The sequence below is a fragment of the Pseudomonas sp. Hz4 genome (assembly GCF_054898165.1).
In genome coordinates this window covers 4,853,174-4,876,726 of the sequence record NZ_CM142719.1, presented here as the reverse complement: position 1 = coordinate 4,876,726, position 23,553 = coordinate 4,853,174, and the positions used below count along the sequence as shown (strand labels likewise).

19 protein-coding genes and 1 pseudogene are annotated in these 23,553 nt (G+C 57.4%); 17 read left to right on the top strand and 3 right to left on the bottom strand.

The window, feature by feature from the left end; genetic code table 11:
• The first annotated feature begins 27 nt into the window (after positions 1-27).
• The 16 genes from rseP to ispD all read left to right on the top strand — a co-directional run bounded on the left by rseP (position 28) and on the right by ispD (position 20,205).
• On the top strand, positions 28-1,380 hold the full coding sequence (gene rseP / locus ACYZTR_RS22380; protein ID WP_461973902.1) for a sigma E protease regulator RseP: 1,353 nt from the start codon (positions 28-30) through the stop codon (positions 1,378-1,380).
• A 74-nt stretch (positions 1,381-1,454) separates the two neighbouring features.
• Positions 1,455-3,845 carry an outer membrane protein assembly factor BamA gene (bamA, locus tag ACYZTR_RS22375; protein WP_461973900.1) on the top strand — a complete coding sequence of 797 codons (2,391 nt, stop codon included), beginning with the start codon at positions 1,455-1,457 and terminating at the stop codon, positions 3,843-3,845.
• Positions 3,846-3,890: 45 nt separating this feature from the next.
• Positions 3,891-4,394 carry an OmpH/Skp family outer membrane protein gene (locus tag ACYZTR_RS22370; RefSeq protein ID WP_461973898.1) on the top strand — a complete coding sequence of 168 codons (504 nt, stop codon included), beginning with the start codon at positions 3,891-3,893 and terminating at the stop codon, positions 4,392-4,394.
• A gap of 2 nt (positions 4,395-4,396) precedes the next feature.
• Positions 4,397-5,452, top strand: coding sequence for a UDP-3-O-(3-hydroxymyristoyl)glucosamine N-acyltransferase (gene lpxD, locus ACYZTR_RS22365; protein ID WP_461973896.1), 1,056 nt, complete (start codon positions 4,397-4,399; stop codon positions 5,450-5,452).
• 109 nt (positions 5,453-5,561) lie between these two features.
• Positions 5,562-6,002, top strand: a complete 441-nt coding sequence (gene fabZ / locus ACYZTR_RS22360) for a 3-hydroxyacyl-ACP dehydratase FabZ (RefSeq protein ID WP_017336708.1) — start codon at positions 5,562-5,564, stop codon at positions 6,000-6,002.
• Positions 5,999-6,775, top strand: coding sequence for an acyl-ACP--UDP-N-acetylglucosamine O-acyltransferase (gene lpxA, locus ACYZTR_RS22355; RefSeq protein WP_461973894.1), 777 nt, complete (start codon positions 5,999-6,001; stop codon positions 6,773-6,775). Before fabZ ends, lpxA begins: the two co-directional genes overlap by 4 nt.
• A gap of 2 nt (positions 6,776-6,777) precedes the next feature.
• Positions 6,778-7,908 carry a lipid-A-disaccharide synthase gene (gene lpxB / locus ACYZTR_RS22350; RefSeq protein WP_461973892.1) on the top strand — a complete coding sequence of 377 codons (1,131 nt, stop codon included), beginning with the start codon at positions 6,778-6,780 and terminating at the stop codon, positions 7,906-7,908.
• Positions 7,905-8,546, top strand: a complete 642-nt coding sequence (gene rnhB, locus ACYZTR_RS22345; protein WP_461973890.1) for a ribonuclease HII — start codon at positions 7,905-7,907, stop codon at positions 8,544-8,546. Before lpxB ends, rnhB begins: the two co-directional genes overlap by 4 nt.
• Before the next feature lie 216 nt (positions 8,547-8,762).
• Positions 8,763-12,284 carry a DNA polymerase III subunit alpha gene (gene dnaE / locus ACYZTR_RS22340; protein ID WP_461973888.1) on the top strand — a complete coding sequence of 1,174 codons (3,522 nt, stop codon included), beginning with the start codon at positions 8,763-8,765 and terminating at the stop codon, positions 12,282-12,284.
• Positions 12,285-12,424: 140 nt separating this feature from the next.
• Positions 12,425-13,372, top strand: coding sequence for an acetyl-CoA carboxylase carboxyltransferase subunit alpha (locus ACYZTR_RS22335; protein ID WP_149419691.1), 948 nt, complete (start codon positions 12,425-12,427; stop codon positions 13,370-13,372).
• Between the two features lie 146 nt (positions 13,373-13,518).
• Positions 13,519-14,847, top strand: a complete 1,329-nt coding sequence (gene tilS / locus ACYZTR_RS22330; RefSeq protein ID WP_461973886.1) for a tRNA lysidine(34) synthetase TilS — start codon at positions 13,519-13,521, stop codon at positions 14,845-14,847.
• Between the two features lie 274 nt (positions 14,848-15,121).
• Positions 15,122-16,759, top strand: a complete 1,638-nt coding sequence (locus ACYZTR_RS22325) for a CTP synthase (RefSeq protein ID WP_461973884.1) — start codon at positions 15,122-15,124, stop codon at positions 16,757-16,759.
• Positions 16,759-17,604, top strand: coding sequence for a 3-deoxy-8-phosphooctulonate synthase (gene kdsA / locus ACYZTR_RS22320; protein WP_461973882.1), 846 nt, complete (start codon positions 16,759-16,761; stop codon positions 17,602-17,604). The genes ACYZTR_RS22325 and kdsA overlap by 1 nt, the downstream gene beginning before the upstream one ends.
• Positions 17,605-17,760: 156 nt before the next feature.
• On the top strand, positions 17,761-19,050 hold the full coding sequence (eno, locus tag ACYZTR_RS22315; RefSeq protein WP_449644927.1) for a phosphopyruvate hydratase: 1,290 nt from the start codon (positions 17,761-17,763) through the stop codon (positions 19,048-19,050).
• 172 nt (positions 19,051-19,222) lie between these two features.
• Positions 19,223-19,501: a cell division protein FtsB gene (ftsB, locus tag ACYZTR_RS22310; RefSeq protein ID WP_008028992.1), complete on the top strand. Its 279-nt coding sequence runs from the start codon at positions 19,223-19,225 to the stop codon at positions 19,499-19,501.
• Positions 19,498-20,205, top strand: coding sequence for a 2-C-methyl-D-erythritol 4-phosphate cytidylyltransferase (gene ispD, locus ACYZTR_RS22305; RefSeq protein ID WP_461973879.1), 708 nt, complete (start codon positions 19,498-19,500; stop codon positions 20,203-20,205). The genes ftsB and ispD overlap by 4 nt, the downstream gene beginning before the upstream one ends.
• Positions 20,206-20,237: 32 nt before the next feature.
• Here the strand turns inward: ispD and ACYZTR_RS22300 are convergent.
• The 3 genes and pseudogenes from ACYZTR_RS22300 to ACYZTR_RS22290 form a co-directional block, all read right to left on the bottom strand.
• Positions 20,238-20,359, bottom strand: a pseudogene (locus ACYZTR_RS22300) (LysR family transcriptional regulator); the annotation flags it as partial.
• A gap of 472 nt (positions 20,360-20,831) precedes the next feature.
• Positions 20,832-21,260, bottom strand: coding sequence for a hypothetical protein (locus tag ACYZTR_RS22295; protein ID WP_461973877.1), 429 nt, complete (start codon positions 21,258-21,260; stop codon positions 20,832-20,834).
• A gap of 168 nt (positions 21,261-21,428) precedes the next feature.
• Positions 21,429-22,325, bottom strand: a complete 897-nt coding sequence (locus ACYZTR_RS22290; RefSeq protein ID WP_461973875.1) for a LysR family transcriptional regulator — start codon at positions 22,323-22,325, stop codon at positions 21,429-21,431.
• A 107-nt stretch (positions 22,326-22,432) separates the two neighbouring features.
• On the opposite strand from ACYZTR_RS22290, the gene ACYZTR_RS22285 reads away from it, so the two are divergent.
• The gene (locus ACYZTR_RS22285) at positions 22,433-23,545 is read left to right on the top strand and encodes an S-(hydroxymethyl)glutathione dehydrogenase/class III alcohol dehydrogenase (RefSeq protein WP_461973873.1); all 1,113 of its coding nucleotides are present in this window, start codon (positions 22,433-22,435) and stop codon (positions 23,543-23,545) included.
• Positions 23,546-23,553 lie beyond the last annotated feature (8 nt).

Here is a 23,553-nt window from a genome sequence, read left to right as displayed (position 1 = left end):
CACTGGATAGGATTGCGGAGAAAGTAGATGAGCGCGCTCTATATGATTGTCGGCACCCTGGTGGCTTTGGGTGTGCTGGTCACCTTCCACGAATTCGGCCATTTTTGGGTCGCGCGTCGCTGTGGGGTCAAAGTGCTGCGTTTCTCCGTGGGCTTCGGTATGCCGTTGCTGCGCTGGCACGACAAGAAAGGCACTGAGTTCGTCGTCGCCGCGATCCCGTTGGGCGGTTACGTGAAAATGCTCGATGAGCGCGAAGGCGACGTGCCTGCCGATCAGCTTGATCAATCCTTTAATCGAAAAACCGTCCGTCAACGCATCGCTATCGTTGCTGCTGGCCCGATTGCCAACTTTTTATTGGCGATGTTTTTTTTCTGGGTGCTCGCAATGCTCGGCAGCGAGCAAGTGCGCCCGATCATCGGTGCGGTCGAATCCGGCAGTATCGCCGCCAAGGCGGGGTTAAGCCCGGGCCAGGAAATCATCGCCATCGATGGCGAGCCAACGTCCGGCTGGGCTGCGGTGAACCTGCAGCTGGTCCGTCGTCTTGGGGAGAGCGGTTCCCTCCAGTTGCTGGTCCGTGATCAGGGTTCCACGGCGGATTCGCCCCATGAGCTGGCGTTGGATAAATGGCTCAAGAGTGTCGATGAGCCGGACCCGATTCGCTCGCTGGGTATACGCCCTTGGCGTCCGGCGCTGCCACCGGTCCTCGCCGAACTTGACCCGAAAGGCCCGGCACAGGCTGCAGGCCTGAAGACCGGTGACCGACTGTTGGCTCTGGATGGCAAGGCGCTCGATGACTGGCAGCAGGTGGTGGACACGGTCCGTATGCGCCCTGATACCAAAATCATGCTGCGCGTCGAGCGTGATGGTGCTCAAATCGACGTCCCTGTGACGTTGGCCGCTCGCGGCGAGAAGAAGGCACCCAATGGTTATCTGGGGGCTGGGGTGAAAGCAATCGATTGGCCGCCAGAGATGATTCGCGAGGTCAGTTACGGTCCTGTGGCCGCGATTGGGGAGGGTGCTCGACGCACCTGGACCATGAGTGTACTGACCCTCGATTCGCTCAAGAAAATGTTGTTCGGTGAGCTCTCGGTAAAAAACTTGAGTGGACCGATAACCATTGCTAAAGTGGCGGGCGCTTCTGCCCAGTCGGGTGTCGCTGATTTCCTGAATTTCCTTGCTTATCTGAGTATTAGCTTGGGGGTTCTGAATTTGTTGCCCATTCCTGTACTGGATGGGGGACATTTGTTGTTTTATCTGATCGAGTGGGCGCGTGGTCGCCCCTTGTCGGATCGGGTGCAGGGTTGGGGGATACAGATCGGTATCAGTTTGGTGGTCGGGGTGATGTTGCTTGCTCTGGTCAATGATCTGGGTCGACTGTAACGCTTCGCTGAATTGCGAATCTGCCGCATTTTGCGGCAGTTTGTTTATTGCCAGTTGGAATAAGAAAGGACTTCATGAAACGTCTGCTGCTAACTGCGGTTCTCACCGTATTGATGATCGCCGAAGTTCACGCCGAGTCCTTCACTATCTCTGATATTCGCGTCAATGGCCTCCAGCGGGTCTCCGCGGGTAGCGTCTTTGGTGCTTTGCCGTTGAACGTCGGTGAACAGGCGGATGATCGTCGCCTGGTGGAATCCACTCGTGCGTTGTTCAAAACCGGTTTCTTTCAAGATATCCAGCTGGGCCGAGATGGCAACGTCCTGGTCATCACGGTAGTCGAGCGCCCGTCGGTCGCCAGTATCGAGATCGAGGGTAACAAGGCGATCTCCACTGAAGACCTGATGAAAGGCCTCAAGCAATCCGGTCTGGCCGAAGGCGAGATCTTCCAGCGCGCCACCCTCGAAGGTGTGCGTAACGAGCTGCAGCGCCAGTACGTCGCTCAGGGTCGCTACTCGGCCACCGTCGACACCGAAGTGGTGCCGCAGCCGCGTAACCGCGTTGCGCTGAAGGTCAATATCAACGAAGGCACGGTTGCTGCCATCCAGCACATCAACGTGGTGGGTAACACCGTCTTCCCTGATGAAGACCTGATCGACCTGTTCGAACTCAAGACCACCAACTGGCTGTCGTTCTTCAAGAACGATGACAAGTACGCTCGTGAAAAACTTTCCGGTGACCTGGAGCGTCTGCGCTCCTATTACCTGGACCGTGGCTATATCAACATGGATATCGCTTCGACCCAGGTGTCCATCACCCCGGACAAGAAGCACGTATACATCACGGTCAACGTCAATGAAGGCGAGAAGTACACCGTCCGTGACGTCAAGCTGAGCGGCGACCTGAAAGTTCCTGAAGACCAGGTCAAGTCTCTGCTGCTGGTTCAGAAAGGCCAGGTGTTCTCGCGCAAGCTGATGACTACCACTTCCGAGCTGATCACTCGCCGTCTGGGTAACGAGGGTTACACCTTCGCCAACGTCAATGGCGTGCCTCAGCCTCACGATGAAGACCACACGGTCGATATCACTTTCGCCGTTGACCCAGGCAAGCGTGCTTACGTGAACCGCATCAACTTCCGTGGCAACACCAAGTCCGAAGACGAAGTGCTGCGCCGTGAAATGCGTCAGATGGAGGGAGGCTGGGCTTCGACTTACCTGATCGACCAATCCAAGACTCGTCTCGAGCGTCTGGGCTTCTTCAAGGAAGTCAACGTCGAAACCCCAGCTGTACCGGGTGTTGATGACCAGGTTGATGTGAACTACAGCGTTGAAGAACAGGCCTCCGGCTCGATTACCGCCAGCGTCGGTTTTGCCCAGAGCGCCGGTCTGATCCTCGGTGGTTCGATCACTCAGAACAACTTCCTGGGTACGGGTAACAAGGTCAGCATCGGCTTGACCCGCAGTGAATACCAGAGCCGCTATAACTTCGGTTATGTCGACCCGTACTGGACTGCTGATGGCGTGAGCCTGGGCTACAACGCTTTCTACCGCACCACCGACTACGACGATCTCGATGCCGACGTGTCCAGCTATGCCGTAGACAGCCTGGGTGCGGGCGTGAGCGTGGGTTACCCGATCAGCGAGACTTCGCGTCTGACCTTCGGCCTGAGTGCGCAACAAGACACGATCAAGACCGGTCAATACACCGTTGACGAGATCTTCGACTTCGTTAACAAGGAAGGCGACAACTACCTGAACTTCAAGGCTTCGGCCGGCTGGTCAGAGTCCACACTGAACAAAGGCGTATTGGCGACCCGTGGTCATTCCCAGAGCCTGACTCTGGAAACCACCACGCCTGGCAGTGACCTGTCGTTCTTCAAACTTGATTACCGTGGCCAGTTGTTCCAGCCATTGTCTGAAAACTACACCATGCGCCTGCACACCGAGCTGGGCTACGGCGATGGTTATGGTTCTACCGATGGCTTGCCGTTCTATGAAAACTACTATGCTGGTGGTTTCAACTCGGTTCGTGGCTTCAAGGACAGCACCCTCGGTCCTCGCAGTACCCCAAGTCGCGGTGCGGCTGTGACGGGTAACACCGGTACGCTCGCTGACCCGGACCAGGACCCGCTGCCGTTTGGTGGTAACGTTCTGGTCCAGGGTGGTGTCGAGGTGTTATTCCCGATGCCATTCGTCAAGGATCAGCGTTCGCTGCGTACTTCGGTATTCTGGGATGTGGGTAACGTATTCGATTCCAAGTGCGAAAAAACCACGAACGCGAATGTCGGTTCAACCGCTCAAACAGCGTGCAACGAGATCAGCTTGAGCAACGTGGCCAGCTCCGTCGGTGTAGGCGTGACGTGGGTCACCGCGTTGGGTCCTCTGAGCTTCGCGTTGGCCATGCCGATCAAGAAACCGGATGAAGCTGAGACTCAAGTGTTCCAATTCTCCCTCGGCCAGACGTTCTAAGTGTCTGACCCAAGATAACGACAATGGATTTTGTAGGAGTGCATCGTGCGTAAGTTGACTCAATTGGTTCTCCTGGCGACCGTACTGGTAGCAGGTCCGGCTTTTGCCGACATGAAAATCGCCGTTCTGAACTATCAGATGGCTCTGCTGGAGTCCGACGCGGCCAAGAAATACGCTGTGGATGCCGAGAAGAAGTTCGGCCCTCAGCTGACCAAACTCAAGACTCTGGAAAGCAGTGCCAAAGGCATCCAGGACCGTCTGATGGCTGGCGGCGACAAGATGCAGCAAGGCGAGCGTGAACGCCTGGAACTTGAGTTCAAGCAGAAGGCCCGTGACTTCCAGTTCCAGTCCAAGGAACTGAACGAAGCCAAAGCCGTTGCCGACCGTGAAATGCTGAAGCAGCTCAAGCCGAAACTGGACAGCGCTGTGGAAGAAGTCATCAAGAAAGGTACTTTTGACCTGGTCTTCGAGCGTGGTGCAGTGATTGATGTCAAACCTCAGTACGACATCACTCGCCAGGTTATCGAGCGCATGAATCAGCTGAAGTAACCATGACAGCGACTATAAAGCTCGGCCAATTGGCCGAGTTCCTCGGCGCCACACTGCGTGGCGACCCGGAGAAAGAAATTACTGGGCTAGCCACTTTGCAAGAGGCTGGCCCAGCTCAGTTGAGCTTTCTCGCAAACCCCCAATACCGTAAGTACCTGGCTGACAGCCGGGCCGCAGCCCTGTTGCTGAAGGCCGCTGATGCTGAAGGTTTTGCAGGTAATGCGCTGGTGGTGCCTGATCCGTATCTGGCCTACGCGCGGGTTTCCCATCTGTTTGATCCCAAGCCAAAGGCCGCTGCCGGTATTCATCCGACAGCCGTTGTGGCAGCGGATGCAGTGGTCGATCCGGCGGCGAGCATTGGTGCCTTTGCGGTGATCGAAAGCTGTGTGCGTATTGCTGCGGGTGTGACCGTTGGCGCGCACTGCTTCATCGGTGCCCGCTGCGAGATTGGCGAGGGCGGCTGGCTGGCCCCGCGAGTCACGCTGTACCACGATGTTCGCGTCGGTAAACGGGTGGTGATTCAATCGGGTGCCGTACTCGGTGGCGAAGGTTTCGGTTTTGCCAACGAGAAAGGTGTCTGGCAGAAGATCGCCCAGATCGGTGGTGTCCTGGTCGGTGACGATGTGGAAATTGGCGTGAATACCGCTATCGATCGCGGTGCACTGGCCGATACCGTTCTGGGTAACGGTGTGAAACTCGACAATCAGATTCAGATCGCCCACAACGTCCAGGTGGGTGATCACACCGCCATGGCCGCGTGCGTGGGGATCTCCGGCAGCACCAAAATCGGCAAGCATTGCATGCTCGCCGGTGGCGTAGGGCTGGTGGGGCATATCGAAATTTGCGACAACGTATTTATCACCGGGATGACCATGGTGACCCACTCGATTACGGAAAAGGGTTCCTATTCTTCCGGTACGGCGATGCAACCAGCAGCCGAATGGCGCAAAAGCGCGGCCCGTATCCGTCAGCTCGATGACATCGCGCGGCGTCTGCGACAGCTGGAAAAGCGAGTAGGGGAAGTGACCCCTGACGGTAATGCTTCATCAGATGGCTGATACCATTTCCATATCAAGTGTGCACAGCCGCTAGACTGCCTCCTTGATTTGCTAGAGGGGCGCGCGTCAGTCGCGCGCTCCCAATCTTTACAATAGGCTTCCCCCCGAAATGATGGACATCAACGAGATTCGCGAATACCTGCCTCACCGTTACCCGTTCCTGCTGGTGGACCGAGTCGTGGAACTGGATGTGGAAGGCAAGCGCATTCGCGCCTACAAGAATGTCAGCATCAACGAACCGTTCTTCAATGGTCACTTCCCTGCGCATCCAATCATGCCGGGCGTGTTGATCATCGAAGCGATGGCTCAGGCTGCCGGTATCCTTGGCTTCAAAATGCTCGACGTGAAGCCCGCCGACGGCACGCTTTACTACTTCGTCGGCTCCGACAAGCTGCGTTTTCGCCAGCCCGTCACCCCAGGCGATCAGTTGATCCTCGAAGCCCGCTTCATCAGCTGCAAGCGTCAAATCTGGAAGTTCGAGTGCCAGGCTTCGGTCGATGGCAAGCCAGTCTGCTCCGCTGAAATTATCTGCGCGGAACGCAAACTATGAGTTTGATTGACCCTCGCGCAATCATCGATCCGACGGCCATCCTGGCTGACGGCGTCGAGGTCGGCCCCTGGTCGATCATCGGCGCAGGTGTGGAAATCGGCGAGGGGACAGTGATCGGGCCGCATGTGATTCTCAAAGGCCCGACCCGAATCGGAAAGCACAACCACATCTACCAGTTTTCTTCGGTAGGCGAGGACACGCCCGATCTGAAATACAAGGGTGAAGAAACCCGTCTGGTCATCGGTGACCACAACGTCATCCGTGAAGGCGTGACGATTCACCGTGGGACCATTCAGGACCGTTCTGAAACGACCCTGGGCGATCACAATCTGATCATGGCCTATGCCCACATCGGCCACGACAGTGTCATCGGCAACCACTGCATCCTGGTCAACAACACCGCGCTGGCGGGGCATGTGCACGTTCAAGACTGGGCGATCCTGTCCGGTTTTACCCTGGTTCATCAGTATTGCCATATCGGCGCCCACAGCTTTTCCGGTATGGGCACCGCCATCGGCAAGGATGTCCCGGCGTACGTCACTGTGTTTGGCAACCCGGCCGAAGCCCGCAGCATGAACTTCGAAGGCATGCGTCGTCGCGGTTTCAGCGAAGATGCGATCCACGCGTTGCGTCGTGCCTACAAGGTGGTTTACCGCCAGGGGCTGACGGTCGAACAGGCGCTCGCCGAACTGGCCGAGCCGTCGGCACAGTTTCCTGAAGTCGCGGTATTCCGTGATTCCATCCAGTCTTCGACCCGCGGCATCACTCGTTAATCATGGCTAATCTGCGTGTTGCGCTGGTGGCGGGTGAGGCTTCCGGTGACATTCTGGGCGCGGGTCTGATGCGCGCACTCAAGGCTCAGCATCCGGCGGTCGAGTTCATCGGTGTCGGCGGTCCGCTGATGCAGGCTGAAGGCCTGACCTCGTATTTCCCGATGGAACGTCTCTCTGTCATGGGCCTGGTGGAAGTGCTGGGCCGATTGCGCGAGCTGATGGCTCGACGCAAGAAGTTGATTGCGGACCTGATCGCCCAGAAGCCGGATGTGTTCATCGGCATCGATGCCCCGGACTTCAACCTCAATATCGAACTGAAGCTGCGTCAGGCCGGGATCAAGACCGTGCATTACGTCAGCCCGTCGGTTTGGGCGTGGCGGCAGAAGCGGGTGCTGAAGATTCGCGAAGGCTGCGACCTGATGCTGACGTTGTTCCCGTTTGAAGCGAAATTTTATGAAGAGAAGGGCGTGCCGGTGCGGTTTGTCGGGCACTCCCTGGCTGATGCTATCCCGCTTGAAGCGGATCGCGCTGCCGCGCGGGCTGAACTCGGCTTGCCAGACGGGCCGTTGGTTGCGCTGATGCCGGGCAGTCGCGGTGGCGAAGTCGGTCGTCTCGGTGCGCTGTTCCTCGATACCGCCCAGCGCCTGCGGGCCTTGCGTCCCGGCGTACGTTTCGTCATGCCGTGCGCCAGCCCTGAGCGCCGAGAGCAGCTGGAAGAATTGCTGGCCGGTCGCGATTTGCCATTGACCTTGCTCAATGGCAACTCACATCTGGCCCTGGCGGCTTGTGACGCTGTGCTGATCGCCTCCGGCACCGCTACGCTTGAAGCGTTGTTGTACAAGCGGCCGATGGTGGTCGCTTACCGCTTGGCACCGCTGACGTTCTGGATTCTCAAGCGCATGGTGAAAAGCCCGTATATCTCGTTGCCTAACCTGCTGGCACAGCGCCTGTTGGTGCCGGAGTTGCTGCAGGACGACGCGACAGTTGAAGCCTTGGCCCAGACGCTGTCGCCACTGATCGAAGGCGGTGAAGAACAGACCCGCGGCTTCGATGAAATTCACCGTACCTTACGTCTGGACGCCTCCAATCAGGCGGCGGACGCGGTACTGAACCTGATCGGCAAAACACAATGAGCAAAGCAAGCACTCAGATGGGCCTGGACTTCACTCTGGTCGCCGAAGTTGAAGATCTGGTCGCAGGCGTCGACGAAGTCGGTCGCGGCCCGCTCTGCGGTGCAGTCGTGACAGCCGCGGTGATCCTCGATCCGAACCGTCCGATCCTGGGCCTGAACGATTCGAAGAAGCTCACCGAAGCCCGCCGCGAAAAGCTCTACGACGAGATCTGCGAAAAAGCCCTGAGCTGGTGCATCGCCCGGGCCGAAGTCGAAGAAATCGACGAGCTGAACATCCTTCACGCCACCATGCTGGCCATGCAGCGCGCAGTCGAAGGCCTGCACATCACACCGAAACTGGCGATGATCGACGGCAACCGTTGTCCGAAACTGTCCATGCGCGCCGAAGCGGTGATACAGGGCGACGGTAAGGTACCGGCCATCGCAGCCGCGTCGATTCTGGCCAAGGTCAGCCGCGACCGCGAAATGGCAGCGTTCGAGCTGATTTACCCGGGTTACGGCATTGGCGGCCACAAAGGCTACCCGACGCCCGTTCATCTGGAGGCGCTGGCCCGCTTGGGGCCAACGCCGATTCACCGCCGCTCGTTTGCCCCGGTGCGCCTGGCTTATGAAGCGCGGGAAAGTCTGATCGAGAACTAGTCGGCAGGCTGATGTTTTGTTAAAGGCCCGGTACAATCCGGCGATTTAAAGCGTCACGAGCGCAGGTAAGACAAGACGAACGGCAGCGAGAAAGCGGAGTTGACGTTAGTCAATGAGCATTTCGAACTGCCGTTCAACGCTGGATTACCAAGCGTAGTAGCTTTAAACGCCGGATTTCCGGGCCTTGTTGTCTTCACGTATACAGACAGGATCACTATGCCGGCTTCATTCGTTCATCTACGCCTGCACACTGAGTATTCCCTGGTCGATGGTCTGGTGCGGATCAAACCGCTGGTCAAGACCCTGGTCGGCATGAACATGCCTGCCGTAGCGGTCACCGACCAGAACAATATGTGTTCCCTGGTCAAATTCTATAAAGCGGCCATGGGCGCCGGGATCAAGCCGATCTGCGGCGCCGACCTTTGGCTGTCGAACAAGGACCCGGACAGCCCGTTGAGCCGGATCAGCCTGCTGGCGATGAACGCCGTGGGCTATCGCAATCTCACCGAACTGATCTCCCGCGGCTTCATCGACGGCCAGCGCAACGGCTCGGTCATCATCGAGCGCGAGTGGGTGGCCGAAGCCAGCGAAGGCTTGATCATGCTGTCGGCAGCGAAAGAAGGCGAGATCGGCCTGGCGATGCTCGGCGGCAACCCGGCCGAGGCCGAAACCCTGGCCCGCGAATGGATGGCGGTGTTCCCGGACCGTTTCTATCTGGAGATCCAGCGCACCAACCGCCCCTACGATGAAGAACAATTGCACGGCGCCGTGGCCCTGGCCGAGAAAATCGGTGCGCCGCTGGTGGCGACCAACGACGTGCGCTTCATCAAGCAGGAAGACTTTGCGGCGCACGAAACCCGCGTTTGCATCGGTGAGGGCCGTGCCCTCGACGATCCGCGGCGTTCGAAGAATTACAGCGATCAGCAATACCTCAAAAGCACCGAGGAAATGGCCGAGCTGTTCAGTGACTTGCCCGAGGCGCTGGAAAACACCGTCGAAATTGCCAAGCGCTGCAACATCGAAGTGAAGCTGGGCAAGCACTTCCTGCCCAACTTCCCGATTCCCGATGGCATGACCATCGATGAATACTTCCGCAAGGTTTCCTTCGACGGTCTGGAAGACCGTCTCAGTGTCCTGTTGCCCAAAGACACCACCGAAGACTACGAAGCCAAGCGTCAGGTCTATGTCGACCGGCTGAATTTCGAGCTGGATATCATCATCCAGATGGGCTTCCCCGGTTACTTCCTGATCGTTATGGACTTTATCCAGTGGGCCAAGAGCAACGGGGTGCCGGTAGGTCCGGGTCGTGGGTCGGGTGCCGGGTCGCTGGTGGCCTATGTGCAGAAGATCACCGACCTCGATCCACTGGAATATGACCTGCTGTTCGAACGTTTCCTTAACCCGGAACGGGTATCGATGCCCGACTTCGACGTCGACTTCTGCATGGATGGGCGCGATCGGGTCATCGAATACGTGGCCGAAAAATACGGCCGCAACGCCGTAAGCCAGATCATCACCTTCGGTTCCATGGCGGCAAAAGCGGTGATCCGTGACGTGGCGCGGGTGCAGGGCAAGTCCTATGGACTGGCGGATCGACTGTCGAAGATGATTCCGTTTGAAGTCGGCATGACCCTGGAAAAGGCCTACGAACAGGAAGAAATCCTGCGTGACTTCATCAAGGTCGATGAAGAGGCCGCAGAAATCTGGGAAATGGCCCGCAAGCTTGAAGGCGTTGTGCGTAACGTCGGCAAGCACGCCGGTGGGGTGGTTATTGCGCCGACCAAACTGACTGACTTTTCGCCTATCTATTGCGACGAGGCCGGTGATGGTCTGGTAACCCAGTTCGACAAAGACGACGTTGAGGCTGCCGGTCTGGTGAAGTTCGACTTCCTCGGTCTACGGACGCTGACGGTCATCGACTGGGCGCTGAAAACGATTAACCGCGACCGCGCCAAGGTTGATGAGCCGCCGCTGGACATTGCTTTCATTCCGCTGGATGACAAGCCGACCTACCAGTTGCTGCAAAAAGCCGAAACCACGGCGGTGTTCCAGCTCGAGTCCCGGGGCATGAAGGAGCTGATCAAAAAGCTCAAGCCTGACTGTCTGGAAGACTTGATCGCACTGGTGGCCCTGTTCCGTCCGGGCCCGTTGCAATCGGGCATGGTGGACGACTTTATCAACCGTAAGCACGGTCGCGCCGAACTGGCGTACCCGCATTCGGACTACCAGTACGAAGGCCTTAAACCCGTATTGGCACCGACTTACGGCATCATCCTGTATCAGGAACAGGTGATGCAGATTGCCCAGGTCATGGCCGGCTACACCCTGGGTGGCGCGGACATGCTGCGTCGGGCCATGGGTAAGAAAAAGCCCGAAGAAATGGCCAAGCAGCGCGGCGGTTTCATTGAAGGTTGCACTGCTAACAATATCGACGCGGACCTGGCCGGTAACATTTTCGACCTGGTGGAAAAATTCGCCGGTTACGGCTTCAACAAGTCCCACTCCGCCGCTTACGGCCTGGTGTCTTACCAGACCGCGTGGCTGAAAACGCATTACCCGGCGCCGTTCATGGCGGCGGTGCTGTCGGCGGATATGCACAACACCGACAAGGTCGTGACCTTGATCGAAGAAATTCGCACCATGAAGCTGCGTCTCGACGCGCCGGATGTGAATACCTCTGAGTTCAAGTTCACCGTAAATGAAGAAGGCCGCATTATTTACGGCCTCGGCGCGATCAAGGGTGTGGGCGAAGGTCCGGTGGAAGCGATCACCGAGGCGCGTCGGGACGGTCCGTTCACGGATCTGTTCGATTTCTGCGCCCGCGTCGATCTCAAGCGTATCAACAAACGCACCCTGGACGGTTTAATCCGCAGCGGTGCGCTGGATCGTCTAGGGCCGTTTTTTCATGACGAACCGAAAGCCTATCAAGCCAACATCGACCAAAACCGCGCGGTGTTGCTGACAGCGATGGAAGGGGCGATCAAGGCCGCCGAACAAACCGCTCGCACCCACGACAGTGGCCATGCCGACCTGTTTGGCGGGCTGTTCGTCGAAGAAGACGCCGACGTCTACGCCAATCACCGCAAGGCCAAGGAGCTGACCCTCAAGGAACGCCTGAAAGGGGAGAAAGACACCCTGGGACTGTACCTGACCGGTCACCCGATCGACGAATACGAAGGCGAGATCCGCCGCTTCGCTCGTCAGCGCATCATTGACCTGAAACCGGCTCGTGATACCCAGACCGTCGCGGGCATGATCATCGCCTTGCGAGTCATGAAGAACAAAAAGGGCGACAAGATGGGTTTCATTACCCTCGACGACCGCTCTGGACGGATCGAAGCGTCGCTGTTCGCCGAAGCATTCCATTCGGCGCAGTCGCTGTTGCAGACTGACGCGATGGTGGTGGTCGAAGGCGAAGTCAGTAACGACGATTTCTCCGGCGGCCTGCGGCTGCGGGTCAAGCGGGTGATGAGCATGGAAGATGCGCGCACCAATCTGGCCGAAAGCCTGCGCTTGAAGCTGCAGACCAAGGACCTCAAGGGCGATCAGCTACGCTGGCTGGGTGAACTGTTCAAGCGTCACCGCGGTGCGTGCCCGATCACCATGGAATACACGAGCCCCGATGCGAAAGCCTTGCTGCAGTTCGGCGAGACCTGGCGAATCGACCCGGCGGATGCTTTGATTCAAGCCCTGCGTGACCAGTTCGGGCGAGACAACGTCTTTCTCCAATACCGTTGACGGTCAGGTCCTATTGAAGGGGCCTGATCTCGACCTGAATCTTTAATCTCGACCTGAACGCGCCTCTCCCTTAAGGTAGGGCGCGAATAGACAACCGGCCGGCCCAAGCTCTCTTGGATGTCGACCCAAGACGGACGCCTATGAACCCGAATTTTCTAGATTTCGAACAGCCGATCGCCGACCTGCAAGCCAAGATCGAAGAGTTGCGCTTGGTCGGTAATGACAATTCGCTGAATATCGGCGATGAGATCTCCCGCCTGCAGGACAAAAGCAGCACGCTGACCGAAGACATCTTCGGCAAGCTGACCAGCTGGCAGATCGCGCGTCTGGCGCGTCACCCGCGTCGCCCGTACACCTTGGACTACATCGAACACATCTTCACCGAGTTCGACGAATTGCACGGCGACCGTCATTTCTCCGACGACGCTGCCATCGTCGGCGGTATCGCCCGTCTGGACGATGAGCCGGTGATGATCATCGGTCACCAGAAAGGCCGTGAAGTGCGCGAGAAAGTTCGCCGCAACTTCGGCATGCCGCGTCCGGAAGGGTACCGCAAGGCGTGCCGTCTGATGGAAATGGCCGAACGTTTCAAAATGCCGATCCTGACCTTCATCGACACCCCGGGCGCCTACCCAGGTATCGACGCTGAAGAGCGCAACCAGAGCGAAGCGATTGCCTGGAACCTGCGCGTCATGGCACGCCTGAAAACCCCAATCATCGCCACCGTAATTGGTGAAGGTGGTTCCGGTGGCGCTTTGGCAATCGGCGTTTGCGATCAACTGAACATGCTGCAGTACTCGACCTACGCGGTCATTTCGCCGGAAGGTTGCGCCTCGATTCTGTGGAAGACCGCCGAGAAAGCACCGGACGCCGCTGAAGCCATGGGCATCACTGCCGAGCGCCTCAAAGGCCTGGGTATTGTGGATAAAGTGATCGGCGAGCCTTTGGGTGGCGCGCACCGTAATCCAGCCGCTGCGGCTGCATCGATCCGTGCCGAGCTGAGCTCGCAGCTGGCGATGTTGAAGAAGTTCGATAACGAAGCGCTGTTGGCCCGTCGATACGAGCGTCTGATGAGCTACGGTCTCTGATCTGACCTCGGCTTCAATGTGGGAGCGGCGATGCGGCGATCCGACTTGCTCGCGAAAGCGATATAACAGTCAACCGATGTGTTGAATGTTGAGCAGCCTTCGCGAGCAAGCCCGCTCCCACATTTGTTTTGTGTGGAGTGATCGATATGAGTCAGCCCATGATTGATCTGCCTTCCAGGCTCCTGCTGAATCTCGAACCCTGGCGTAACGCCAAGACCTGGCGCATCGCCTTTTCCGGTGGTCTCGACTCTACCGTTCTGCTGCACCTCCTCGCACACCTCGCAAAAACCGAATCCCTGCCGGCGCTAAACGCCCTCCACGTCCATCACGGCCTTCAGGCTGCGGCTGATGCGTGGCCGGATCATTGTCAGTCGGTCTGCGATGCTCTGGATGTGCCGCTGCACGTTGTTCGCGTGCAGGTCCAGCCCGGCGCCAGCCTTGAGCGTGCAGCCCGGGATGCGCGATATGCCGCGTTCATCGAGGCGACTCAAGCCAATGAAGTGTTGATGACCGCCCAGCACCGTGACGATCAGGCAGAAACCCTGTTGTTTCGGATGTTGCGTGGGGCGGGGGTGAGGGGATTATCGGGGATGCCACGCCAGCGCCCGCTCGGTAAAGGGCAGCTGCTTCGCCCATTGCTCGATGTAACGCGGGCTGAACTTGAAGCCTATGCGTCCGAGCATCGGCTGAACTGGATCGAAGACCCTTCGAACCAGGACCGACAGTTCTCGCGTAATTACCTGCGGCATCAGGTTTTCCCTGTATTGACCGAGCGCTGGCCGCAAGCGTTGGCGACCATGGCCCGTAGCGTTGCCCATCTGAGTGAAGCGCAGGGATTGCTCGATGAGCTTGCGCAAATCGACCTGACTGACGCCAGCACGGCCAACGATTTTGACTGGCTGGGATTGCCGTCGCTGGAGCTGACGGCATTGGAAAAGCTGTCCGCTTCTCGTCAGCGTAATGCGTTAAGTCATTGGCTCAAACCGCTGACGCGACTGCCAGACTGTGACCATTGGTCGGGTTGGGAGGATTTACGCGATGCCACCGGCGATGCCTGCCCGATCTGGCGGCTGGCGGATGGCGAACTGCATCGGGCGGGTGGGCGTATCTGGTGGTTGTCCGGCAGTTGGTTGCGCCCGTCGCCCGCCGTCGGAAACTGGCCCGACCCCTCGCTATCGCTGGTGTTGCCGGACAACGGCGTGCTCACACTCACCGGCCAAATCCCCGATGGCCTGCTGCATATCCGCTATCGTGAGGGAGGTGAGGTGATGAATTTGCCCGGTCGCGGCCATCGCGATCTGAAGCGATTGCTCAACGAAAGCGGCGTGCCGGGTTTCGCCCGTGGCAGATTGCCGCTGCTCTACCGAGGCGAGCATTTGCTGGCGGTGGCCAACCTGCGGGGCTTGGACGGCAGTGCAAAGGAGCGTTGGAGTTTGCATTGGCAGCCACTGACCGAAGATCAAGGTTTGAGCTGAAAGGGGCTTTCCGGTAGACTACGCTCCCTTCTTGATACAACTTCTGTGGATTCGCCTGAATTGCAGGAGTTGCCGATTACCAAGCAGTCTTTGCTGGGCGATTCCAAAAAATGTGTAGCGAGCAACCTACCGGTGTTTCTTTTTCCGGTCTGTCCCAACGCGGCGGTTTTTTTGAAAGGTGCACTGTGATTAATGCAGGTGATCGGGGGCTTCGGCCTTCCTTCGCTTTCCCCGGCGGCTCGGACCGCTTTAACGCAGACTTCTAGGGTTTTTCATGACGCGCTACATATTCGTCACGGGCGGTGTTGTTTCTTCATTGGGGAAAGGCATCGCATCGGCTTCATTGGCGGCCATCCTGGAGGCGCGGGGACTTAAGGTCACCATGCTGAAGCTGGACCCGTACATCAACGTTGACCCGGGCACCATGAGCCCGTTCCAGCACGGTGAAGTGTTCGTCACCCACGACGGCGCCGAGACCGACCTGGACCTGGGCCACTACGAGCGGTTCATCCGCACGACCATGACCCAGAACAACAACTTCACCACCGGCCGTGTCTACGAACACGTCCTGCGCAAAGAGCGCCGTGGTGATTACCTGGGCGCCACCATTCAGGTAATTCCGCACATCACCGACGAAATCAAGCGCCGGATCATCAAGGGCGCCGGCGATGCCGACGTGGCCATGGTCGAAATCGGTGGCACCGTGGGTGACATCGAATCCCAGCCGTTCCTCGAAGCGATCCGTCAATTGCGTTTCGAAGTCGGCGCCAAGCGCGCGATGCTGATGCACCTGACGCTGGTGCCGTACATCGCCACTGCCGGTGAAACCAAAACCAAGCCTACTCAGCACTCGGTCAAGGAACTGCGTTCCATCGGTCTGCAACCAGACGTGCTGGTCTGCCGTTCCGATCACCCGATCGACATCTCTTCGCGTCGCAAGATCGCGCAATTCACCAACGTTGAAGAACGTGCGGTGATCGCGCTGGAAGACGCCGACACCATCTACAGGATCCCGGGCATTCTGCACGCCCAGGGCCTGGATGATTTCGTTGTCGAGCGTTTCGGCCTGCAATGTGGCGGCGCCGATCTGTCCGAGTGGGAAGCCGTGGTCGACGCCAAGCTCAACCCTGAGCATGAAGTCACCATCGCCATGGTCGGCAAGTACATGGAACTGCTGGACGCCTACAAGTCGCTGATCGAAGCGATGAGTCATGCCGGTATCAGCAACCGCACCAAGGTCAACCTGCGCTACATCGACTCCGAAGACATCGAAAACCAGGGCACTGCGCTGCTGGAAGGTGTCGACGCGATTCTGGTACCGGGCGGCTTCGGTCTGCGTGGCGTGGAAGGCAAGATCACTGCCGTTCAATACGCTCGTGAAAACAAGGTCCCGTACCTGGGCATCTGCCTGGGCATGCAAGTGGCCGTGATCGAGTTTGCTCGTAACGTCATGGGCTGGAAAGACGCCAACTCCACCGAGTTCGACCGTGCAAGCGGTCACCCGGTCGTGGGTCTGATCACCGAGTGGGAAGACGCCACCGGCGCTGTCGAAATCCGTACCGAAGCCTCTGACTTGGGCGGCACCATGCGCCTCGGCGCTCAGGATTGCCTGCTGGAGCCAGGCTCCCTGGTGCACGATTGCTACGCCAAGGACGTGATCGTCGAGCGTCACCGTCATCGCTACGAAGTGAACAACAATCTGCTGCCGCAAATCATGGAGGCCGGTCTGAAAATCTCCGGTCGTTCCGGTGATGGCGCGCTGGTTGAAGTGATTGAAGCCCCGGATCATCCATGGTTCGTCGCTTGCCAGTTCCACCCTGAGTTCACCTCGACGCCACGCGACGGTCACCCGTTGTTCAGCGGTTTCGTTAAAGCAGCTTTGATTCAACACCAGAAGAAGGCGCAAATCTGATGGCGCAGAAGATCATTCGCGTAGGCGATATCGAGATTGCCAACGACAAGCCAATGGTGCTTTTCGGTGGCATGAACGTGCTGGAAAGCCGCGACATGGCGATGCAGGTCTGTGAAGAATACGTAAAGGTCACCGAGAAACTCGGGATCCCTTACGTGTTCAAGGCCAGCTTCGACAAGGCCAACCGTTCCTCCGTGACCTCTTACCGTGGCCCCGGCCTGGAAGAGGGCATGCGGATTTTCCAGGACATCAAGCAAGCTTTCGGCGTGCCGATCATCACCGACGTCCACGAGCCTGATCAGGCCGCGGTCGTCGCTGAAGTCTGCGATATCATCCAGCTGCCGGCCTTCTTGTCGCGCCAGACCGACCTTGTGGTCGCGATGGCCAAGACCGGTGCGGTGATCAACATCAAGAAAGCCCAGTTCCTCGCACCTCAGGAAATGAAACACATCCTGAGCAAGTGCGTGGAAGCGGGTAACGATCAGTTGATCCTCTGCGAGCGCGGTTCGAGCTTCGGCTACAACAACCTGGTCGTCGACATGCTCGGCTTCGGCATCATGAAGCAGTTTGAATACCCGGTGTTCTTCGACGTGACCCACGCGCTGCAAATGCCTGGCGGTCGCTCCGATTCCGCCGGCGGTCGCCGCAGCCAGGTCACTGATCTGGCAAAAGCCGGTATGAGCCAGTCTTTGGCCGGTCTGTTCCTCGAAGCTCACCCGGACCCGGACAACGCCAAATGCGACGGCCCTTGCGCCTTGCGTCTGGACAAACTGGAGCCATTCCTGGCCCAGCTCAAAGCTTTGGACGAACTGGTGAAGAGTTTTCCGACGGTAGAAACCGCGTAATCCTCGTTTCTCCGGTAAAGTACCGCACGAATTAATGCTCAGGCCCTCGGGCCTGGGCCTTATCGTCCGCAAGTCTGCCCGCTGCACATCATTTGCCGGCGATACAAGATTTCCTTCAGCTGCGTCGTTTTCGTCAACTTTGGAGTGTTTACAACAATGGCAAAAATCGTCGACATCAAAGGTCGTGAAGTTCTCGACTCCCGTGGCAACCCCACCGTGGAAGCGGACGTGCTTCTCGATAACGGCATCATCGGTAGCGCTTGCGCGCCGTCCGGTGCTTCCACGGGCTCGCGTGAAGCGCTTGAGCTGCGTGATGGCGACAAGAGCCGTTACCTGGGCAAGGGCGTACTCAAAGCCGTCGCCAACATCAACGGTCCGATTCGCGACCTGTTGTTGGGTAAAGACCCAGGCGACCAGAAAGCCCTGGATCACGCGATGATCAAGCTCGACGGTACCGAAAACAAAGGTTCCCTGGGCGCCAACGCGATCCTCGCCGTTTCCCTGGCAGCAGCCAAGGCAGCAGCACAGGACCAGGACCTGCCGCTGTACGCTCACATCGCCAACCTGAACGGCACCCCGGGTGTTTACTCGATGCCGGTTCCGATGATGAACATCATCAACGGTGGCGAGCACGCCGATAACAACGTCGACATCCAGGAATTCATGGTTCAGCCGGTTGGCGCCAAGTCTTTCTCGGAAGGCCTGCGCATGGGCACCGAGATTTTCCATCACCTCAAAGCCGTTCTGAAAGCCCGTGGCTTGAGCACTGCTGTCGGTGACGAAGGTGGTTTCGCGCCGAACCTGGCCTCCAACGAAGACGCTTTGAAAGTGATCTCCGAAGCCGTGGCCAACGCCGGTTACAAGCTGGGCACCGACGTGACCCTGGCACTGGACTGCGCGGCCAGCGAATTCTACGAAGACGGTAAATACAACCTGTCCGGCGAAGGCCAGGTATTCACCGCTGAAGGTTTCGCCGACTACCTGAAAGGTCTGACCGAGCGTTACCCGATCATCTCCATCGAAGATGGCCTGGACGAGTCCGACTGGGCTGGCTGGAAAATCCTCACCGACAAAATCGGCGAGAAGGTTCAGCTGGTAGGCGACGACTTGTTCGTCACCAACACCAAGATCCTGAAGGAAGGCATCGATAAAAAGATCGCCAACTCGATCCTGATCAAGTTCAACCAGATCGGTACCCTGACCGAAACCCTGGAAGCCATCCAGATGGCCAAGGCCGCTGGTTACACTGCCGTAATCTCGCACCGCTCCGGCGAAACCGAAGATTCGACCATTGCCGACCTGGCTGTGGGCACTGCGGCTGGCCAGATCAAGACCGGTTCCCTGTGCCGTTCCGACCGCGTTTCCAAGTACAACCAACTGCTGCGTATCGAAGAGCAGTTGAATGGCAAAGCCAAGTACAACGGTCGCAGCGAATTCCGCGGCTGATTGCTGGATAGTAAAAAAGACACCGGATTGTGTCGGAAAAATCGCTCCAGCGATGGATTTGCCACTAATCTGATGCCTTATTAGCACAAGCCTGGTTTTTCCAGGCTTCGTGCTATCAGATGCTTCAAAGTTTTGGCATGGCTGTCTTTTTTCACTGGATACCTGATATTCGATGCGCAGTCCCAATTGGTTGTTCCTCGTCTTGCTCCTGCTGCTGGCTGGCCTGCAATACCGCCTGTGGGTGGGTAATGGCAGCCTGGCGCAAGTGGCCGAACTGACTCAGCAGATCGCGGATCAACACGCTGAGAATGAAGGTTTGCTGGAGCGCAATAGGGTCATGGACGCCGAAGTCAGTGAGTTGAAAAAGGGCATGGAGACCGTTGAAGAACGGGCCCGCCATGAGTTGGGCATGGTCAAGGACGGTGAAACCCTTTACCAGTTGGCCCAATGATTCAGTCGTTACCGGCCTTCTGGGCCGTGATTCCTGCCGCGGGCGTCGGTGCCCGTATGGCCGCGGACCGTCCCAAGCAATACTTGCAATTGGGCGGGCGCACTATTCTCGAACACAGCCTCGGCTGTTTCCTTGATCATCCGTCCCTGAAGGGGTTGGTGGTCAGTCTTGCTGTTGATGATCCTTATTGGCCGAACCTGGCGTGTGCTTGCGATCTGCGTATTCAGCGGGTTGAAGGCGGCTCCGAGCGCTCCGGGTCGGTGCTCAATGCGTTGCTGCATTTGCATGCGCTGGGCGCTGATGATGAGGATTGGGTGTTGGTTCACGATGCCGCACGGCCGAATCTGGCCCGGAATGATCTCGATAAGTTACTGAGCGAACTGGCTGACGATCCGATCGGTGGTTTGTTGGCTGTTCCTGCACGGGACACCCTCAAGCGCGTCGACAAGCACGGGCGTGTGCTGGAAACCGTGGATCGCAATGTGATCTGGCAGGCCTATACACCGCAGATGTTTCGCCTTGGTGCGCTGCATCGGGCATTGGCCGACAGTCTGGTGGCAGACGCGGTCATCACTGACGAAGCTTCGGCGATGGAGTGGGCAGGTATGGCTCCGCGGTTGATCGAAGGCCGATCCGACAACCTCAAGGTCACTCGCCCTGAAGACCTCGAATGGTTACGTCAGCGTTGGGCTAACCGGCGTTAAAAGATCGTCGAACGCAGCCCGATCTTTTGCTTTCAAACCCAATACTCTGGCCGTTCGGCCAATCCTTTCTTTAGAAAATCCACCGTTTGTACACCTTTGGCGATAGATGCCGCTGCGGCAGGTACAACGCCCACACTGCGGTGATCGACGGCTGAGAGCTGCCCGCTATCTACCATGACGCTATGAGGACCGATTTAGTTGCAATGAACTCGGGAAAATAACCGATTGACCCGCTGTTGATCCGGTCGCCGTTGCGGTACGCGACATTCTCAAACGAAGTCGAAAAGCAAGGGCGAGCGATGGAGTGCGACGATCGCAACGGGTCTGGCAGGTTTATACCTCTGATATATTGTCCCGGTGTGTTGACGCTAGCTGAAGGTCGGGAGGGGGCGGAGGCGGCGGTCATTGATGAAACATTACCGATGGCGTGAACTAACCGAAAGCGAATGGTCAACGTCAAAGTTAATTGTCCAGGAGATGCGGATTAGTTGGGAATTTAGTTAGCTGCAGTAGCATTTGAGTACCGCAGATACGAGCCGACTTATTTTTAGTTAAGAGCTGTTTTTAGCTGTGTAAACATACAGGGCAAGCAGTAGTATTGCCCTGTATGAAGTAAAAGGCGGCATTTATATTCCAATTGGGGCCGTCACGTGTCCTTTAATCCTTACTTTAGCGTTTTCGTTGTTACCTGATACGTCAATCTCAAATGTTATGGATGATTCCATTCGTTCGATTTTTATAGTGCCGCTGTTAAGCACGATTCGGTTGTCTTTATCTACCCAATACTTCGTGACTGCAATAATTTCGCTTTTAGCGAGATCGTAACTTCTAGACTCAAATAGTTTTGGGCCGGAATTTATATACAGGTCGGTTTCATAGGGTGTTGCCTTCGGCATTATTAGAGAAAGGTATTCAAAATCTCCCATGGGTGCTATCTCGTAAAGCCCAGTTTCATATTGGGTGGGAGGTTCTTGTCCATCAGTAGCGTATTCAAGCGAAAGCGTGCTTGGTGTTTTTGTTGCATTGAGTTTTAGGTCTTTAAAGCTGTTCATCATAAGTACCTTCAGTGAGGGGTTGTAATGCGCACGGCGGTGTCCGCCCTGTATTCGCAAGGAATTAAGATCATGGTTAGTCTTCGCTAATGCATGGAATCATTGCGAAGGCCGTTCTGCAACTGGCATACCTGACAGTTGTTATTTGTTCGAAATTGTGCCGTTAGTGGCTTAATGCAAATATTCCGGTCGCTCGGCCAACCCGTCCTTCAAGTAATCCACCAACTTCCTGACCTTTGGTGAGAGATGCCGCTGTTGTGGATAAAGCGCCCACACCGCCGTGTTTGGTGGTTGATGCGCCTCCAGCAGCGAAATCAAGGCGCCGCTGTGCAGATGCTCCAGCACGTAGTAGTCCGGCAGCTGGCACAATCCAACCCCTTGTAGCGCCGCATCCAAAACAGCTTGCCCACTGTTGCAGCGCCAGTTTCCCTGCACCCGCTGCGAAAATTCCCGCCCGTTCTGTTCCAGTTGCCAGAGATCCGAGCTGCCGATGAGGCAGTTGTGGCGGCTCAGTTCCGACAAGCTATGCGGGCGACCATACCGTTCCAGGTAGGACGGCGAAGCGCACAGGTACATCCGCCGTGGCGCCAGACGCGCCGCCACCAGCCGCGAGTCTTGCAGGCGACCGAGGCGGATTGCCAGGTCCAGGCCTTCATGCACGAGGTCGAGTTGACGATTGCTCAGTTCAATGTCGATTCGCAGTTGCGGATAGAGCCCCATGAAACGGGTCACCAACGGCACGATAAATCGTTCGCCATACGCCACGGCGCAGGTCATGCGCAGCATGCCTTTGGGTTCACTGGTCAGGTCGCCCACCGCTCGCAGTGCTTCTTCTCGACCATCCTGTAAACGCTGGCAATGTTGCAGAAAGGTTTGCCCGGCCTCGGTCAAAGTGACCCGGCGGGTGCTGCGGTAAAGCAGGCGCGTTTGCAGCCGCTCTTCAAGGCGTACTATTTGTCGACTGATGTGGGAGGACGAAACCCCAAGGCGTTCCGCGGCAGCCGTGAACTGGCTGCATTCGGCGACGGCGACGAATTCGTCGATACCTTCCCAGCGGTTTTCGGACATTGAGGATTATCCCTGTACAGCAATAATGTTTTGCTTTTGTCCTGATTATTCACCGTAGCTCGCTGTATTACACTCCCTGACTCGTTTTTATTAACCGGAGAATCCACATGATCAAGTCGCGCGCTGCCGTTGCCTTCGAGGCCAAGAAACCCCTCGAGATCGTTGAAGTCGATGTCGCCATGCCCAAGGCCGGTGAAGTCCTGCTTCGCGTGGTTGCCTCCGGTGTCTGCCATACCGATGCCTACACATTGTCCGGTGCGGATCCGGAAGGCATCTTCCCGTCGATCCTCGGTCATGAAGGTGGCGCGGTGGTTGAAGCAATCGGTGAGGGCGTGACCTCCGTTGCTGTCGGCGATCATGTGATCCCGCTGTACACCCCGGAATGCCGTCAGTGCAAATTCTGTCTGTCGGGCAAAACCAACCTGTGTCAGGCCATTCGCGCGACTCAGGGTAAAGGCCTGATGCCAGATGGCACTTCGCGCTTTTCCTACAAGGGCCAACCAATTTTCCACTACATGGGTACTTCGACATTCTCCGAGTACACCGTGTTGCCGGAAATCTCCGTCGCCAAGATTCCTAAAGAAGCACCCTTGGAAAAAGTCTGCCTGCTGGGTTGCGGTGTCACTACCGGCATCGGTGCCGTCCTCAATACCGCCAAGGTGAAACCAGGTGATACCGTCGCCATTTTCGGCCTCGGCGGCATCGGTCTGTCGGCGGTCATCGGCGCGGTCAAAGCCAAGGCTGCGCGGATCATTGCCATCGACATCAACCCGGCCAAATTCGAGATCGCCAAGCAGTTGGGTGCAACCGATTGTGTGAACCCTAAAGATTTCGATCGTCCGATCCAGGAAGTGATCGTCGACATGACCGACGGCGGCGTCGACTTTTCCTTTGAATGCATCGGCAACGTTCAATTGATGCGTGCCGCACTTGAGTGCTGCCACAAGGGTTGGGGCGAGTCGGTGATCATCGGTGTTGCCGGTGCCGGGCAGGAAATCGCCACCCGTCCATTCCAGCTGGTGACCGGTCGCGTCTGGCGCGGTTCGGCATTTGGCGGTGTGCGTGGTCGCACCGAGCTGCCGAGCTATGTCGAAATGGCCGAAACCGGCGAAATCCCGCTGGATACTTTCATCACCCATACCATGGGCCTGGAAGATATCAACACGGCTTTCGATCTGATGCATGAAGGCAAAAGCATCCGCAGCGTCATCCATTTCTGAGGTCGGTC